Here is a 15454-nt window from a genome sequence, read left to right on the forward strand (position 1 = left end):
TAATAATAAATAGCTATATAGCGATAAATTAAGGAATTTAGATTCACGGCAACCCGCTTTTCTGCTGGATTGGCTTTGTCCTGCTCTTTCTGGTTTATTCGAGAGGTCTATGCAGTACGTACCGGATTGCGTAGTGATATTGCCGGAGAGCGTGCGATCGCGCTTAACAGAACGTCAGTTCGGGTTAAGCAGAAGCAGGCAAAGCCGCATCAATGAGCAGGGAAGGCTTCTTGGGCTGGTGACAGTAGGCAATCAAGCCGCAGACCAAGTTGACGAAGCAATTGACGGGGGAACGGTGACGGGAATGCTCGATTTGAGAAATGTTCTTCAACTGGTCAATGATCGACTCAATGATCCCTCGTCGGCGCAGCAGCAGCTTATCGCGCAAACTCATCAGGCGGTTCTTCATGTTCCGTCGTAGTTTGGTGACCAGTTGAATACCCGACGCCTGCCACAAGTGCTGGGCAAGTTTCTGGGAGACATAGCCCCGGTCGCCAAACACCGTTCCAAAGAGCTGTTGCAGCAGTTGGGGCACAGGCAGACGGTCATCGGTATTGCCAGGAGTAAGCAGGACATTGAGCAATTCCCCTTGCTCATTGACCACTAGATGCAACTTGAAGCCAAAGAACCAGTCCACCGAGGTTTTGCCTCTGGCTGCTAAAGGTTTGAACACTTTGTGGGAGGCAATGCGGCGGTTGTGGCAGACCTTGATGCTGGTAGCGTCAATGAAGCTAATTCCGGTACATCTGCCAAAGCAGTGGCGCAAGTAGGCACACAAGGGAATCAAGACTGACGGCATCCACTCGACAAAGCGCTGGTAACTCACTAAGCCAGGAAAGGCGTTGCGCCAATAGCGACTGACTAATTGGGTGTAAAACCACTTGAAATTGCGGTATGCCGACTGATGGAAGGCAATCAAAATGGTCATAATCTCGCTTAAGCAGAGGCTGCGACACCGACGACGATGCTGTAAACCATCGCCCAGAAGTTGCTGTTGCCAAGCAGGTTCAAACCATTGGCAAAAGTCATCGACATGACAAAACAAGGATTCTAAACTAAGCATGGGGTGGTGAGATGCGTTGAGAATTAGGTACTTTCAACTGTATCTGTTCCACCCCTCCTTATCCCGAACTCACGTTAACAGACAAAATAAAATCCCTCTGCCAGTAGTACAATCTGGAAATCCGGGATTAGTGGCTCTCCAAGAGCGCGTGAAAGCAGCGCCTCTTGGTTAGAGTTGGCTTAACTCTAATATCCACGCAATCGGGCTTGCCAAAACCACTTGGTTTTGGCAAGCCCGATTAATTTACGCGAACTTTTTAAACCCGCGCAAGTGGATTTAGGCGAATTTCACTCGCACTTGTTACGACAGCGCAATATTATAATTTCTGTTTAGTTTTTAAGACTTCTATGTAAGCGATGGGAAGAACCACAGGCCAGAAAACTGTTGCGACCGTCAAAGTGATAAAAGAGGAAAATCTTTCTTCCGTATTCCAACTGCGATCGCGCTTAAACAATTCTAGCCAGAGGGTAAACAAAGTAGCAGCTATCAACAGGTAAATCACTTCTATACAGATCATAAGTTTATCCGGAGTCCTTTATCTCTCTCTATTGAGCATTCCCATACCAGAGATCGAGAATTTTTATTGCTTAACAAAACTTAGCACTAAGACATTTTCTCCCCTTCTCAGAGGCAAAGCCTGTTATGCCAACAACAGGAGCAAGTTATGTCGAAAATTTATAATTCAAGGATCTAGTAACGAACCATCAAGGTTGTTGCTAAAGTTAATTTTTGCTTTGCTAGGTCGCTCTATTACTTATCAACGCTTGCTTTGCTATTTACGCAAGCAATTCGGAGATTACACACGTTCCCTCCAACCGTAGGAAGTAGAAAGCGCAACAAGCAACAGTGCGTTAGTCCGGAAATCTATAAAAATTGAGGCGCTTCAACAAAAGCCCCATACAGCCATTAGCTCAAGTATGACCGTCAAGCTAAAGGCAAGAAAAAACGAAACGTACTACCCTTTCCCAGTTCACTTTCTACTTCAATCTGACCGCCTTGCAATTCGAGCAACCGGGAGGAAATCGCTAAACCGATGCCGGTTCCTCTAGAATTTTGGCTTCGAGACTGTTCAGCCCGCCAAAATCGCTCAAAGATATGCGGCAAATCCTCTGGTGCAATTCCTTGACCCGTATCCACCACCGCAACCCAGAGGCGTTTTGGTTCAGTCCAAGCTTTGACCGTAATCGAACCAGCACTGGTATATAGCAGCGCATTTCCCAACAAATTGACCAGAACCTGCTCCACACGGTCAATATCAGCTAAGACCGGGGGCATCTGGGGCGGACAATCTAAGCGCAGCACCGGGCCATCTTCCAGCACCTGGTCAGAAAATTTTTCCAACAGGGACTCTAATAAAGGTCGTAGATTGACCGTCTGGAGATTTATTGGTAAATAACCCGCCTCTGCCTTAGAGAGTTCTTGCAAATCGTTGACTAACCGTTCTAGCCGGATTGTTTCCCTCACCAAGCGCTGGTAAATCTCTGGCGATGGTTCAATCCTGCTATCAGCCATCTCCTCCAGGTATCCGCGAATTACAGTTAGGGGCGTTCGGAGTTCATGGGTCAGGTCGCTAATCAGTTCTCGCCGCCGCTGTTCCACACCTTCAAGACTAGACGCCATGCGGTTAAAACTAGAACCCAGGCGGTTGAGTTCGGGAATTTCACTTTTTGGTAGTCGCTCATCTAGATGCCCAGCAGCAAACTTGCGGGTAATTTGTTCCATCTGGGTCAAAGGCTGGGTAATTCGGCGAGAGACCCAGTAACTCAAGCCACCAGCAGCTGTAGCACCCGCGATAAATGACAAGAACGTGCTGCGACTCCAGGCTGTTTCAAACCCTCTCACCAGCTGCCTGCGAGCATAGCGTACCTGTATGCCACTGACTTCGATTTGTTCGAGCTGGACGATAAAGAAGCGGGGAGAAGACAGTTTGCTGATAACGAGTAAACTACCCACTCCTACCATCATTACTAGAAGATGGGAAAGAAACAAGCGCGATCGCAGTCCCATTTTATTCCGGGGCATTTTATAGAGGTGAATCTTCAAACTTATAGCCCACACCAACTACTGTCTTAATAAAGGTAGGATTCGCTGGGTCTGGTTCAATTTTTTTCCGCAACCGAGCCACATGAGTATCCACCACCCGTTCATCGCCAAAAAAATCGTTCCCCCAAAGCTTCTCAATGAGTTGCGTTCGGTTCCAGACGCGACTGGGATGACTGATAAACGTTGTTAAGAGATTAAATTCTAAGGTAGTCAAATCAAGTGCTTCCCAAGGATGGGGACTCAGTTGACGAGAGGCAGAGTGCTGCTCTACATCAACCGTGAAATGCTGAGTGCGATAAACCTGATGTTGTCCGCCCTGACGCAGGCTACGCCGCAGTAACGCCCGAACTCTGGCAACCAGTTCTCTAGGGCTGAACGGCTTGACAAGGTAATCATCAGCACCCGTAGACAGACCGATTACCCGGTCAATTTCTTCCCCTCTAGCCGTTAGCATCAAAATATAGGGATCTTTCGCTCCTGGTTTCTGCCGTATTCTGGCACACACTTCCAGGCCATCCAAACCCGGTAACATCAAGTCGAGAATGATTAAATCTGGTTGTTGCTCTTGAAAAACTTGTAAAGCTCTCAGACCATCGCGACTCAGATGACAGGAAAACCCCTCTTTTTCTAAAGTTATTTGGATGAGTTTAGCAATTTCCGGTTCATCCTCAACAATCAAAATATCCATATTGCTCAAGAAACATATAAAGATAATAAAAAAATTCTTTCTATGTCATTTTAAATTCATCCATCTGGTGCAGAACCAGCAAATAATTCTGCAAGGATTGGATTCAGTGATGATAAACTATGAAACCTTAACTTACTCAATCCTAAGCTAAGTAATGTTAAACCAGTTCCTTCTGAGATTCTCAATACTTCGATAGTTCTAAGGGGAATTCGGGGCTTTGATAGGCTCCAATCGATCGTGCTTCTTTCTCGTGCGAATACACCAAACTCAGACTCAGCAAGGATTTTAGCCTATCATTTTGTACCTCGCTAGAGTTCAAGCCGCTGTAGTGCAAATGGTGAAAACGCGCTACCGAACGTTAACATAGCCCCAGCGTTGGGCAATCAAAGACAAGGCTTCCGGGAGTTGAGAAGCTTGTAATATTGAGCTAAGCTACTTGGATAAGTTTAATATTTGCTTTAGCTATAGCGGTTACTTTTTGAATATTTGGTTTAGCCACAATGGTTACTTTCAGAACCCTGATAATTAAGAATTAAAGAATTTAATTTTTAATCTTTTGGACGCATTGCCTCTCGACCTAGCATCATCATTCCGGCAACGCCCAAACAGACAAACCAAATATACTGATACCAATGTTCCCGCACCTGCTCAACAGGGCTAAGTTCTGGATGCAAGAGATACAGATAAAGCAGCAACAAAACCAGAAAAAGCGCCCCAAATCCCGAAAAAGTCAAACCAATTAGAATACGAGCTGGTTTCAATTCCTCATCGCTGATTTCATCCAAGTCAATCTCTGCCAGTTGGTTGAGAGATTCATCAGCCACCTCGGAAGCATCTTGCAAACTGATTGCCACTGGCGGCGGCAACACCGGCGACAGAGTTGCTAAGGTTTTGCGTCGCAGCAACCCTTCGGTGTCTCGCAGAAACTCCAAAGGTGTTAGCGTGGCAGCTCCAAAGGCGCTTCGCTCTGGTGGTTCAGCAAATTCAGTTGCTTCGGGAATTGAGGTTGCAGTAACTTCTGGTTCAAAATCCATCGCTTATTTCAATCCCTAATCGGAATTATAAACTTATGCCGACGCCTAACATTCTTTTAACCTGAAACCCTTTGTCATGTCACATCAAATTTGTCAGATTTTGTAGAAACTGCCTCGCGCTGCCAAGCCGCCGAGACAGTTTCTAGGAAACAATCAAAGTGGTGAATTTTCTAAACTTAGACGACACCGATACAAGGAATAAAGTAGCCCACCCTATCCCCTAAAAGCCCAATTTTTCCAACACTGGATGAGTCGAGACAATATGTCTATCCAAACCGAGCTGCTTCGGGCTAATCCCCAGCGCCAGAGAAATTAACTGGGGTAAATGCAGCACTGGCAAACCTAACTTATGCCCGATCGTTTTTTCAACCTCCGGTTGACGAGAGTCGAGATTTAGATGGCACAGGGGACAAGGCGTCACCATACAATCAGCACCTGCATCGAGGGCTTCTTGAATGTGCGACCCAGCCATCTTGAAAGATTGCGTGGTGGCATAGCTGGAAAGAGGCCATCCACAACACTGGGTGCGTCCTCGGTAGTAAACTGGCGTCGCCCCTACTGCCCGAAACACATTTTCCATCGATTCGGGTTGGAGAGGGTCGTCATAGGGGATATGAGTTTGGGCGCGGAGCAAATAGCAGCCATAAAATGCCGCACACTTCAAGCCAGCTAGTTTGCGGCTAACTCGATTTTGCAACTCCTCTAGTCCATAATCGGCGACTAATGCCCAAAGCAGATGTTTGACTTCTGTATTGCCTTGATAAGGAGAACAGCCTTCTTTCTTCAGTAAGCCATTCACCTGTTCTATATAAGCCGGGTTTGATTGTTGGGAGTCCTTCAAACGCTCATCCACATGACCAATTACGCCCTGGCAGGTACTGCAATGGGTTAACAACGGCAGATTCAGTTCTTCTGCTAGAGCAATATTGCGAGCGTTTACCGTATCTTCTAGCAGTTGAGAATCTTCTTTGTAGGTACCAGAACCACAACAAGCAGCTTTTTTTAGCTCAATCAGTTCGATGCCCAGGGCTTGGGTGAGGGCTGCTGTAGACTGGTAAAGCTCCCGGCAAGCGCCTTGAGCAACGCAGCCGGGAAAGTAAGCATATTTAAGAGTTGGGGATGCCATATTTTGACGAAAGACCAAAGGCAATTCAGAAGGACTGAGAATTTCAGGACTGTTAGCGTAGCGGGGCGTTAGCTTGGACTGAGCAGAGGAATGTCAGGAATCAGGAGGAGCAAAAAATTACTTTTTTCTTTTTTTCACTCAGTCCGCACTTTCACGCCTCTACGCTAACAGTTCTCAGTACTCCCTTTACCCCTATCATCGCTTGTCCATCCCATACTGGGGGCAACTGGTGACATTCGTTTAAGTTTCAATAGAACAGTGCCACTTGGAGAAGCGACTATCTATCGCTTTTGTTGTCCCCTCTTTCAGATAAGATGAAGAGATGCTTAGAACCGTATAACCCTAAGAACATAGCTTGAGGGAATGGGTAGAGGATCAATATGAGCCAAGAGGAAATTTTTGCAAGAGTCAAGAAGATTGTGGCGGAACAACTGGAGGTTGCACCCGACGAAGTCACGCCACAAGCTAACTTTGCTAACGATCTGGGAGCGGATTCCCTCGATACGGTTGAACTCGTAATGGCATTGGAAGAAGAGTTTGATATCGAAATTCCAGACGAGGCAGCTGAGCAAATTGCCACCGTTCAAGCCGTTGTGGACTACATCAGTGGCAAAGTGGCGGCTTCGGCATAAATAATCGTGCTGAATGCTGTAGGGGCGGGTAAAGAAGAATTTTCTTCGGGCGCGTTAATTAAAACTAATTAAAACTCGGTGCAAAACTCGCCCACAGGGAAGTCCTAAGTTGAAAATAACAATAGATACTTAGTTCTGAGTCTTCTTTCCTCGGTCCTATTACTGTTTTGCGTTTTGGGTGCAAAACCCATCTATTACTGGCATAATGACAAATTTTGAACGGAAGCGCGTTGTTGTAACAGGTCTCGGCGCGATTACACCGATAGGCAACACTTTGACAGATTATTGGTCAGGGTTGTTGAGCGGCACAAATGGCATTGGTCCGATTACATTGTTCGATCCTTCCCGGCATGATTGTCGCATCGCTGGTGAAGTCAAGGGATTTGACCCCCACACATACCTGGAGCGTAAGGAAGCAAAGCGGATGGATCGCTTTGCTCAATTTGCGGTAGCTGCGAGCAAGCAGGCGATCGCAGACGCTCAATTTGTCATTAATGAGCTGAACGCAGAACAAGTAGGCGTCATCATTGGCAGCGGAGTGGGTGGTCTCAAAGTGTTGGAAGACCAGCAAGAAATCTACTTGAGTCGAGGTCCTGACCGCTGTAGCCCGTTTATGATTCCCATGATGATTGCCAACATGGCAGCGGGTTTAACGGCAATCCACACGGGTGCCAAAGGGCCAAACTCTTGCCCGGTGACAGCCTGTGCCTCTGGCTCTAACGCGGTGGGAGATGCCTTTCGCCTAATTCAAGGGGGATATGCCCAAGCGATGATTTGTGGTGGCAGCGAAGCCGCCGTGACACCTTTATCGTTGGCTGGATTTTCTTCAGCACGGGCACTTTCGACGCGCAATGACGACCCGGCTCATGCTTGTCGTCCTTTTGATCGCGATCGCGATGGCTTTGTCATGGGTGAAGGCGCTGGCATTTTAGTGTTGGAAGAACTGGAACACGCCTTGAGCCGTGGCGCTCGGATTTATGCAGAAATTGTTGGCTACGGCATGACTTGTGATGCCTACCATATGACTGCACCCGTTCCAGGTGGTGAAGGAGCTAGTAGAGCCATGCAGCTAGCTTTGAAAGATGCAGGATTGGCTCCCGATCGAGTTAGCTACGTCAATGCTCATGGAACCAGCACACCAGCCAACGATGTGACTGAGACAGCAGCGATCAAAAAAGCTTTAGGTGAGAGTGTTGCCTACAAAGTGGCGGTTAGCTCCACCAAATCGATGACGGGGCACCTGCTAGGGGGTTCTGGCGGGATTGAAGCAGTTGCTACGGTGATGGCGATCGCCCAAGACCAGATTCCTCCCACCATCAACCTGGAAAACCCCGATCCGGGTTGTGACCTGGATTATGTACCCAACAAAAGTCGCTCTCAAACCGTCGAGGTGGCGCTGTCGAACTCTTTCGGGTTTGGCGGTCACAACGTGACACTCGCATTTAAAAAGTACAGATAGGGGCGATAAAAATATCAGCGGGTCGGGTGAGGGGAAAAAAATTTAATCCTTCACCCTTTATAATTTATCCTGTTTCTCACAAAGTATGGGATCTCCCATTCCGAATCGACATGGGGTAAGCAAGACCACTATTTCGATGGAATGGCGATCCCTTAATACTGCCCACGACTTGCCCATCCATCCGGCTAATGGGATGATCGGTTAATGGGTGCTTAGGGCGATCCAGAGCATTCAACTTCCCGCTCAGCCAATTAGCGTGCTAAACCGTCGTTAAGTAGAAGAGATTATGGCCGTTGCAACCCAATCACTCGAAGAACTTTGTATTAACTCCGTCCGCTTTCTGGCGATTGACGCCGTAGAGAAGGCAAAATCAGGGCATCCAGGGCTACCGATGGGCGCGGCTCCAATGGCATTTGTGCTTTGGGACCGCTTTATGCGGTATAACCCAAAAAATCCCAAATGGTTCAATCGCGATCGCTTCGTCCTCTCTGCCGGTCACGGCTCCATGTTACAGTACGCCTTACTGTATTTAACTGGTTACGAAGATTTAACGATTGAAGACCTCAAGCAGTTCCGGCAGTGGGAATCGAAAACTCCCGGTCACCCGGAAAACTTCATGACTCGAGGCGTAGAAGTCACTACAGGTCCCCTCGGTCAAGGAATTTCTAACGCTGTAGGCTTAGCAATGGCTGAAGCTCACCTAGCAGCTAAATTTAACAAGCCCGATCATACGATCGTAGACCACTACACTTATGTGATTTTGGGTGATGGTTGCAACCAAGAAGGCGTCTCAGCCGAAGCTTGTTCCCTAGCCGGACACCTGGGGCTGGGCAAACTGATTGCCCTGTACGATGACAACAAAATCACCATCGACGGTCACACCGATTTATCGTTCACCGAAGATGTCGGCAAGCGCTATGAAGCCTACGGCTGGCACGTCCTAACCGTAGAAGACGGCAACACCGACCTAGAGGCAATTCACAAAGCAATTGAAGCCGCTAAAGCTGTTACTGATAAGCCTTCATTAATTAAAGTTGCCACTACCATTGGTTACGGTTCTCCCAATAAAGCCAACACCCACGGCGTACATGGTTCTGCCTTGGGTGGGGATGAAGTGAAAGCAACTCGCGAGCATCTGGGTTGGGAATACGAGCCTTTTGAAGTTCCAGAAGATGCCCTCAACCATTGGCGCAAGGCAATCGAGCGCGGTGCTAAGTATGAGGAAGAGTGGAATAAAAACTGGGAAAATTACAAAGCCAAATATGAAGAGGAAGCTGCTGAATTAGAACGGCTAATTAGCAACAAACTGCCAGAAGGTTGGGACAAAGTTCTCCCCACCTACACCCCAGAAGACAAAGCAGATGCTACCCGCAATCACTCTGGAAAATGCTTGAATTCTCTAGCTGGAATTTTACCCGAACTCTTGGGTGGTTCAGCTGACTTGGCTGGTTCCTGCATGACCTTAATCAAGAGTTCTGGCGACTTCCTCAAAGGTCACTACGAAAATCGCAACCTGCGCTTTGGCGTCCGCGAACACGGTATGGGAGCGATTTGTAATGGCATTGCTCTGCACGGCACAGGTTTGATTCCCTATGGGGCAACCTTCTTAGTCTTTGCTGACTATATGCGGGCAGCGATTCGTCTCTCAGCGCTCTCTCATGCGGGCGTGATCTGGGTAATGACCCACGACTCAATCCAGTTAGGTGAAGATGGCCCTACTCACCAACCTGTGGAAACGATTGCCTCCCTGCGGGCTATTCCCCAGCTAACGGTAATGCGTCCTGCTGATGGAAACGAAACCTCTGGTTGTTATAAAGTGGCGATTGAGGCAGCTAACCAGCATCGTCCGACCCTTCTGGCGCTGTCTCGTTTAGCACAGCCCAACTTGGCTGGCACTTCGATTGAAGGCACCACTAAGGGTGGTTACATCCTTTCCGATAGCGATGGCACGCCTGAGATTATCTTGATTGGCAACGGAAGCGAACTGCAACTTTGCGCCAAGGCAGCAGACCAGTTGCGCGGTGAAGGGAAGAAAGTCCGTGTCGTTTCCCTGCCCAGCTGGGAGTTGTTCGACGAGCAGGATGAAGCTTACCGGGAATCTGTATTACCCAAGGCTGTCACTAAGCGCCTAGCTGTAGAAGCCGCTTCTAGTTTCGGCTGGTGCCGTTACCTCGGAAATGAAGGCGCGATGATTAGCATTGACCGCTTTGGCGTTTCTGCTCCAGGGCCAGTTGCTCTAGAGAAGTTCGGCTTCAATGTTGATAACGTAGTCGCGAAGGCGAAGGCTCTGTTGGGCTAATAGCTAGGAAATAGTCTCTTGTAGGGTGGGCTGAAAAGTCCCCCCTTTTTCATTCACATCTGAGTTAAGTAGGGGTGGGCAATGCCAGAACCTCACCCTAATCCCTACCTGCTCTTGGCAAGGAAAGCTGGAGCCGCAGGCTCTATCAGGGTAGGGTTGCGCTTAATGGCGGGGAATCAGGCGAATTTAACATGGCATTGTCACTTCGATTGACTCCCATCTTCTACTTCAGGAAAAAAAATTTCAATTTGATTGTGTGTGCCGGTTGAAAAATTGTCTACTGCTAGAGGCAGTAGTTGTTTGGACTTCAAAGCGCGATCGCTCGTTTTTCCCCAAGCCGCAAGTGTTGATACAGCAAGGAGTAGCCAACTACATCGGCTAAAAAACAACACAGAAATAGCATCAGGGTAGAAAGTCGGCTAAGAGAGTGACACAACAACGATTGTGGGCTATGCGAAAGTTTTTTATTTTAAGTAAGTACCGCAACGAGAACACGCTGATCGCTCAATCTGAGCGATTTAGGCGTAAATCGAGCAAATATTGAAAATAAAGAGCGAAAGTCATGCAAAAAGACCTGAACTACCCAATGATGGCGATTGTTAACGATTTAGATGCTCTGATGACCGAAATAGATGAAAATCCACAACTCTCTTCATGGGTCGTTCGTCTGGTACTCAAATCAATTAAAGAAAAAGCCAAGAGAATGGCTACCGAGACAGCGCCTCAATCAATTTATTTGAATCAGCCTCCTTATCTCGATGCTTTTGCCAACTCATCCACACTCAACACCTCACAAATCAAAGTATTACGGCAGCTACGGTAGATTGTAGACGGCGTGCGATCGCATCGCATCTGTCATTCACCCGGCTTTTCTAGCTGCAAAGGCACGTAATACTCGGAAGATATTAGAAAAATCATCTGTCCACAGAGGCGCTGATTTTGTTTCCGGGATGGGTTGCCAGCGCGAGTCACTGACGAGATTGCCCAAATCTTTTTGATTACGAGCAAATAGCACCCAGTGAGAAGGAGATTTCCCGATTTCCCGCTCAGATTCAGAAATATCTGCTTCTCTCTGCCTCAATGTAGACAATCCTAAATCCTGAGCTAAAGCGCCCAAAACCGGCTCAAGATTCAGGAATCGATTAGAAATGTTAATGACAATTAACCCTTCTTTAGCTAACTTACTCAAGTAAAGCTGAATGGCTTCCTTCGTTATTAGGTGGATGGGGACTGAATCCGAGCTGAAAGCATCCATGAAAATCAGGTCATAGCGATTATCTGGAACTTCAGTAAATCGCAACCGAGCATCCCCTAAAACTACAGATAATGGCGCTTTTGAATTCTGTAAAAAGGTGAAGTAACGAGTGTCACGAGCTAACCTTTCAATAGTCGGATCGATTTCATAAAAAGTCCATTGTTGCCCCAATTCTGAGTACGCAGCTAGCGTCCCAATTCCCAACCCTAGCACCGCAACATTTTTTGGAAGTTTTGTTTGATTCAAAGAGCTAAATAATTGCCCAATGGGACCAGTAGGATAAAAATAAGTTAAAGGTTCATTGTGCCGTTTTGGGTCGAGACTTTGTTTCCCATGCAGGATCGTTCCATGCAAAAGACTATGATAGCTGCCGCGCCTATCATCTAAAACCCGATAGACGCCAAAAAAGCTGCGTTCGGTATCGAGAATACCACCGAGAGTTCCTATCGAAAACTGGCTAATTAAAACAACCAAAACTAAGCCTAAACCAAACCGAATTGGATGTAGCTTAAAGGCGTAAAAAATGCCAGCTAGGATGCTAAAACCGATAAGGTCGCTTATCAGGTTATTCGTAAAATTCTTGCCAGTAAAACCAACCAGCAAAGTGCCGATTAAAAGACCTAAACTGATGGGAAAAGTTAATCGTCGCTGTAGGTTAGATAGGGGATCGTCTGCCTCCTTAGAAGTTTGCATAAGGAGGAGACAAAGTACCATAATCAGAGGATACTCCAGGACAGATTGAAATAAAAGCGGAGCCGCGATTGCATTAAATAATCCGCCGAGGACACCCCCGACAGAAATCCACAGATAAAAATTAGTGAGATACTGCGTACTGGGACGGCTTCGAGCTAATTTCCCATGAAAAACACAAGCCGCCACAAAAAATCCTGCCAAATGTAAGGGAAATAATACCCATATTGGCTGCATCACCTGAATCAAAAATAAAATTATTAGTATAGTCAACCATAAAGGTAAAGTTGCCACTAAAACTTTATGAGGCAAAAGTGGTTTACGGGCAAAAGTTAAAATAAATGTTAATAGATAAATCGCTAAAGGAATTGCCCACAAAAGCGGAATTGCTGCAATGTCTGTCGTTAGATAAGTGGTAACTCCTAGAAGTAAACTAGAGGGTAAAAATGATAGTAATACCCATTGTGCTTTCTGTCGAATCGTGGGAGTTTCTTCTGTAAGCGCGGATTTGTTGCCTACATTGGCGTCCCCAGAAGCATTTTGAATAAACCCGGCGTTACCCGCTTGTAAACTGTTGAATTTTTCAGGCGATCGCCATAGGCATACTGCACATCCTAGAGTGAGCAAAAACAATAATCCGTAACCGATTGTCCATAGCCAACTTTGGTGTGTCAGCGAAAAATTTGGTTCAATTAAGATGGGGTAGCTGAGAACCCCTAACATACTGCCCAGGTTACTCGCAGTATAGAGGAAATAAGGATCGGAACTCGCTGGGTGTCCTGTCTCAGCAAACCACTTTTGCACTAAAGGCGCACTGGTAGCAACCACAAAAAAGGGAAATCCGACACAAAAAAGCAGCAAAACTAACAGCCAAGGGATAGGATTGGCATCATGAGGAGGAATCCAATTCTTAGCAGGAGTAACGGGTAAAAAGGCTATTGGTAATAGCAGAAAAATAGTGTGAATAACAGCTTGGTGGCGAACCCTAAACCAACTCGTTGTGATGTGGGAATAGCCATAACCTAGTAATAAAATTGCTTGGAAAAAGAATAGGCAAGTGTTCCATACTGATGGAGATCCGCCTAATAAAGGCAGAATCATCTTGGCAACCATCAATTGTACCCAGAAAAGGAGGAAAGCACTAACAAAAAGGGTGAAAGAAAAAAGAATAATCAAAAGCACTGCTCCTTTGGTAGATAGCTGAGGCTTACATTAATTATATTTGCAACAGCCCACAATGCAATTCAGTTTGTATAGCTAATTAGAAAAATCCAGTTTTTATTCTATTAATTCGTTTAATCTTGACTTAGTTTTTTTAATGTATACTTATGTCAAATTCAGCTTCCATTTTTGGCCGATTCCTCACTTTTTCTCAAAGGTAAAATCAGTCAATTCGTTGTGATTTTGCACCAACTCATAACTGATGCAGATATCGTCTTGGCGCGTCGGTTCAACTAGCGATCGCGTATCCCTTCATCCCTCACTCCGCTCATCCCTCACTCCGCTCATCCCTCAAGCCTTCTAGGAAGCCCCGTTGAGCGTGCGATCGCATATTCTCCTCGCTCAACTCCATTAAACACACCAATTCATGTCCTTTGTAATATTCCGGATTCCGTTCTAAAAAGTAGCGTACATCCGGTTTATGCTGAAATCCTTCTTTAATCTCTGCCCAGCTTCCTCGCAAATGCCCTAACGATGCAGGAAAGCGAATTAACCCACTTGCAGGATCGTAGTCAGCTCCAAATTTTGTTTTAGCCAGGTAATCCATCAACGCCTGATAATTTGCTGGCGTTGGATATCGCCAAGTCGGATAAAAACGTTGGGCAAATACGGACAAGTAGCGATACGTTCGGTATCCCTTAACAATTAGAAACCAATATAAAGGTTGCTCTATTGCTTCGCTTTTAATCTTCCCAGCCAGACGACACCACGCCAATGGCAGGGTTTGTTCTCCCCAATATTGATGATGGATAATTGTATCGCCGGAGAAAATAGCACGTTTCGGCTTTCCTTCAAATTCAAACGAAAGAATCGCCAGTGTGGAAAAACCCTGAAGTTTTTCCTCTTCATTCCACAGCAGGATTACATAATCTTTGTTACTCAAATCCTGTTGAAAAATTTCCCAACTGCTGCCATCGTAATACTGGGTATATAAGTCATACATCAATCGGATTAGGTACGTTTGGATTTTTGATTTAGGGACAACTTCAGCTTTTAAACGGTTCATAGAGTTAGAAAATAGCCAATATAAACTGCTGGATTGTCAGTCCATCATAACAGTCCAATTTCTGAGTAGGGTCTAAAAAGGCTGGCTACCATGTAAACGCTTCCTAAAGCTGTCAGAACAGGGGTCAGCTAAATTAAGTCAAGTAACTTTTAATCAAAAACATCCAATCCTATATTTTAAAGTTAGCGATCGCTGTCTGCTCAAGCCGGGTTTCAATTTTTACTGCGATTGCCCATCATCGCGGGTAGAGAGTGAATGACGCAACAAATACCAAAACACAGCTAAATTTACCAAAAAAACTGCTAGCTTTAGTAGCGATATTCTGCGGAATAGCTCAAAAATTTCAGGTGGAATACTAATCCCTACCAGTACCAAAACTAATATTTTTGCCCAAGCTTTTTGATACCAAAGACCGATTCCCTCAATCGCAGTTAAAATCGCGTAGAGTCCAACAGTTATGCTGGTAAACTGCAAAGTTTTAGGGTTAAAATTTAAAATCTTGTCCAGAGTCCATTTAATAATGTCTAATTTACCTTCTAAAGCACAAGATTCTGAAAAATCAACCAAAAGCTGATGTTCTTTGACTGTTAATCCTAAAGCGATCGCAATCACCGCAAGCAGTAAAGCACTGAAGATTTTGTAAATAACGATTGCCACTAAACCCGGTGGGCGCTTAGTAATATTTTTCACATGAATTACCCGTGATTTTGGTGAATGAGTCAGCCGCTTCTGGAACACCCGAACAATTAGGCACTCGCTTACGTTTGATCGTATGCGGGCGAGTGGGGCAAAGCTGCTCCTTTGAGAGGTATTCCAAAAAGTAGATATCTCCTCTCCAGCCCCAAGAATTTTCATTAGAGTGCAACATCAACGTCACAAGCACGTCACATGAGATGTCTAAATTAAGAGATGTAGAGATGTTAAACAAAGCATCTATA

Annotated in this window: 14 protein-coding genes; 5 read left to right on the forward strand and 9 right to left on the reverse strand. The window is 46.0% G+C overall.

The genetic code is table 11. The features are described 5' to 3' along the window. Positions 1 to 184: 184 nt before the first annotated feature. The 6 genes from H6F52_RS20725 to H6F52_RS20750 all read right to left on the reverse strand — a co-directional run bounded on the left by H6F52_RS20725 (position 185) and on the right by H6F52_RS20750 (position 5954). Positions 185 to 1063, reverse strand: coding sequence for an IS982 family transposase (locus H6F52_RS20725; RefSeq protein ID WP_190413261.1), 879 nt, complete (start codon positions 1061 to 1063; stop codon positions 185 to 187). A 316-nt stretch (positions 1064 to 1379) separates the two neighbouring features. Then, positions 1380 to 1580, reverse strand: a complete 201-nt coding sequence (locus tag H6F52_RS20730; RefSeq protein WP_190412997.1) for a hypothetical protein — start codon at positions 1578 to 1580, stop codon at positions 1380 to 1382. A 407-nt stretch (positions 1581 to 1987) separates the two neighbouring features. After that, positions 1988 to 3085 (reverse strand): HAMP domain-containing sensor histidine kinase, encoded by a 1098-nt coding sequence (locus tag H6F52_RS20735; protein WP_190536625.1) that lies wholly within the window; start codon positions 3083 to 3085, stop codon positions 1988 to 1990. A gap of 1 nt (position 3086) precedes the next feature. After that, complete coding sequence (locus tag H6F52_RS20740; protein ID WP_190412999.1) at positions 3087 to 3794, reverse strand: response regulator transcription factor; 708 nt, start codon at positions 3792 to 3794, stop codon at positions 3087 to 3089. A gap of 548 nt (positions 3795 to 4342) precedes the next feature. Then, positions 4343 to 4828: a hypothetical protein gene (locus H6F52_RS20745; protein WP_190536626.1), complete on the reverse strand. Its 486-nt coding sequence runs from the start codon at positions 4826 to 4828 to the stop codon at positions 4343 to 4345. Positions 4829 to 5048: 220 nt separating this feature from the next. Beyond that, positions 5049 to 5954, reverse strand: a complete 906-nt coding sequence (locus tag H6F52_RS20750) for a CoB--CoM heterodisulfide reductase iron-sulfur subunit B family protein (protein ID WP_190413001.1) — start codon at positions 5952 to 5954, stop codon at positions 5049 to 5051. 380 nt (positions 5955 to 6334) lie between these two features. On the opposite strand from H6F52_RS20750, the gene acpP reads away from it, so the two are divergent. From acpP to H6F52_RS20770, 5 genes are all read left to right on the forward strand, one after another. Further along, the gene (gene acpP, locus H6F52_RS20755; protein ID WP_190413002.1) at positions 6335 to 6586 is read left to right on the forward strand and encodes an acyl carrier protein; all 252 of its coding nucleotides are present in this window, start codon (positions 6335 to 6337) and stop codon (positions 6584 to 6586) included. A gap of 205 nt (positions 6587 to 6791) precedes the next feature. Beyond that, positions 6792 to 8045 (forward strand): beta-ketoacyl-ACP synthase II, encoded by a 1254-nt coding sequence (fabF, locus tag H6F52_RS20760; protein WP_190536627.1) that lies wholly within the window; start codon positions 6792 to 6794, stop codon positions 8043 to 8045. A 286-nt stretch (positions 8046 to 8331) separates the two neighbouring features. Then, positions 8332 to 10344 carry a transketolase gene (gene tkt / locus H6F52_RS20765; RefSeq protein ID WP_190413004.1) on the forward strand — a complete coding sequence of 671 codons (2013 nt, stop codon included), beginning with the start codon at positions 8332 to 8334 and terminating at the stop codon, positions 10342 to 10344. Between the two features lie 81 nt (positions 10345 to 10425). Beyond that, complete coding sequence (locus tag H6F52_RS26210; protein WP_277881986.1) at positions 10426 to 10557, forward strand: hypothetical protein; 132 nt, start codon at positions 10426 to 10428, stop codon at positions 10555 to 10557. Between the two features lie 349 nt (positions 10558 to 10906). Beyond that, positions 10907 to 11167, forward strand: coding sequence for a hypothetical protein (locus H6F52_RS20770; protein ID WP_190413006.1), 261 nt, complete (start codon positions 10907 to 10909; stop codon positions 11165 to 11167). 36 nt (positions 11168 to 11203) lie between these two features. Here H6F52_RS20770 and H6F52_RS20775 read toward each other — a convergent pair whose 3' ends face one another. The 3 genes from H6F52_RS20775 to H6F52_RS20785 all read right to left on the reverse strand — a co-directional run bounded on the left by H6F52_RS20775 (position 11204) and on the right by H6F52_RS20785 (position 15197). Then, a complete protein-coding gene (locus H6F52_RS20775; protein ID WP_190536628.1) occupies positions 11204 to 13465 on the reverse strand; it encodes a fused MFS/spermidine synthase in 2262 nt (753 codons plus the stop codon). 313 nt (positions 13466 to 13778) lie between these two features. Next, on the reverse strand, positions 13779 to 14516 hold the full coding sequence (locus H6F52_RS20780; RefSeq protein ID WP_190536629.1) for a hypothetical protein: 738 nt from the start codon (positions 14514 to 14516) through the stop codon (positions 13779 to 13781). A gap of 219 nt (positions 14517 to 14735) precedes the next feature. Beyond that, complete coding sequence (locus H6F52_RS20785) at positions 14736 to 15197, reverse strand: DUF2127 domain-containing protein (RefSeq protein ID WP_347276238.1); 462 nt, start codon at positions 15195 to 15197, stop codon at positions 14736 to 14738. Between the last annotated feature and the right edge of the window lie 257 nt (positions 15198 to 15454).

The sequence above is a fragment of the Coleofasciculus sp. FACHB-542 genome, assembly GCF_014695825.1.
In the GTDB taxonomy this organism is placed as follows: domain Bacteria; phylum Cyanobacteriota; class Cyanobacteriia; order Cyanobacteriales; family FACHB-T130; genus FACHB-T130.

Bases quoted from the DNA above. Each gene is read 5' to 3' on its own strand.
- H6F52_RS26210 (WP_277881986.1), top strand. From the start codon at position 10,426: ATGCCAGAACCTCACCCTAATCCCTACCTGCTCTTGGCAAGGAAAGCT.
- H6F52_RS20740 (WP_190412999.1), bottom strand. From the start codon at position 3,794: ATGGATATTTTGATTGTTGAGGATGAACCGGAAATTGCTAAACTCATC.
- H6F52_RS20725 (WP_190413261.1), bottom strand. From the start codon at position 1,063: ATGCTTAGTTTAGAATCCTTGTTTTGTCATGTCGATGACTTTTGCCAA.
- tkt (WP_190413004.1), top strand. From the start codon at position 8,332: ATGGCCGTTGCAACCCAATCACTCGAAGAACTTTGTATTAACTCCGTC.
- H6F52_RS20770 (WP_190413006.1), top strand. From the start codon at position 10,907: ATGCAAAAAGACCTGAACTACCCAATGATGGCGATTGTTAACGATTTA.
- H6F52_RS20735 (WP_190536625.1), bottom strand. From the start codon at position 3,085: ATGCCCCGGAATAAAATGGGACTGCGATCGCGCTTGTTTCTTTCCCAT.
- H6F52_RS20745 (WP_190536626.1), bottom strand. From the start codon at position 4,828: ATGGATTTTGAACCAGAAGTTACTGCAACCTCAATTCCCGAAGCAACT.
- fabF (WP_190536627.1), top strand. From the start codon at position 6,792: ATGACAAATTTTGAACGGAAGCGCGTTGTTGTAACAGGTCTCGGCGCG.
- H6F52_RS20730 (WP_190412997.1), bottom strand. From the start codon at position 1,580: ATGATCTGTATAGAAGTGATTTACCTGTTGATAGCTGCTACTTTGTTT.
- acpP (WP_190413002.1), top strand. From the start codon at position 6,335: ATGAGCCAAGAGGAAATTTTTGCAAGAGTCAAGAAGATTGTGGCGGAA.
- H6F52_RS20780 (WP_190536629.1), bottom strand. From the start codon at position 14,516: ATGAACCGTTTAAAAGCTGAAGTTGTCCCTAAATCAAAAATCCAAACG.
- H6F52_RS20750 (WP_190413001.1), bottom strand. From the start codon at position 5,954: ATGGCATCCCCAACTCTTAAATATGCTTACTTTCCCGGCTGCGTTGCT.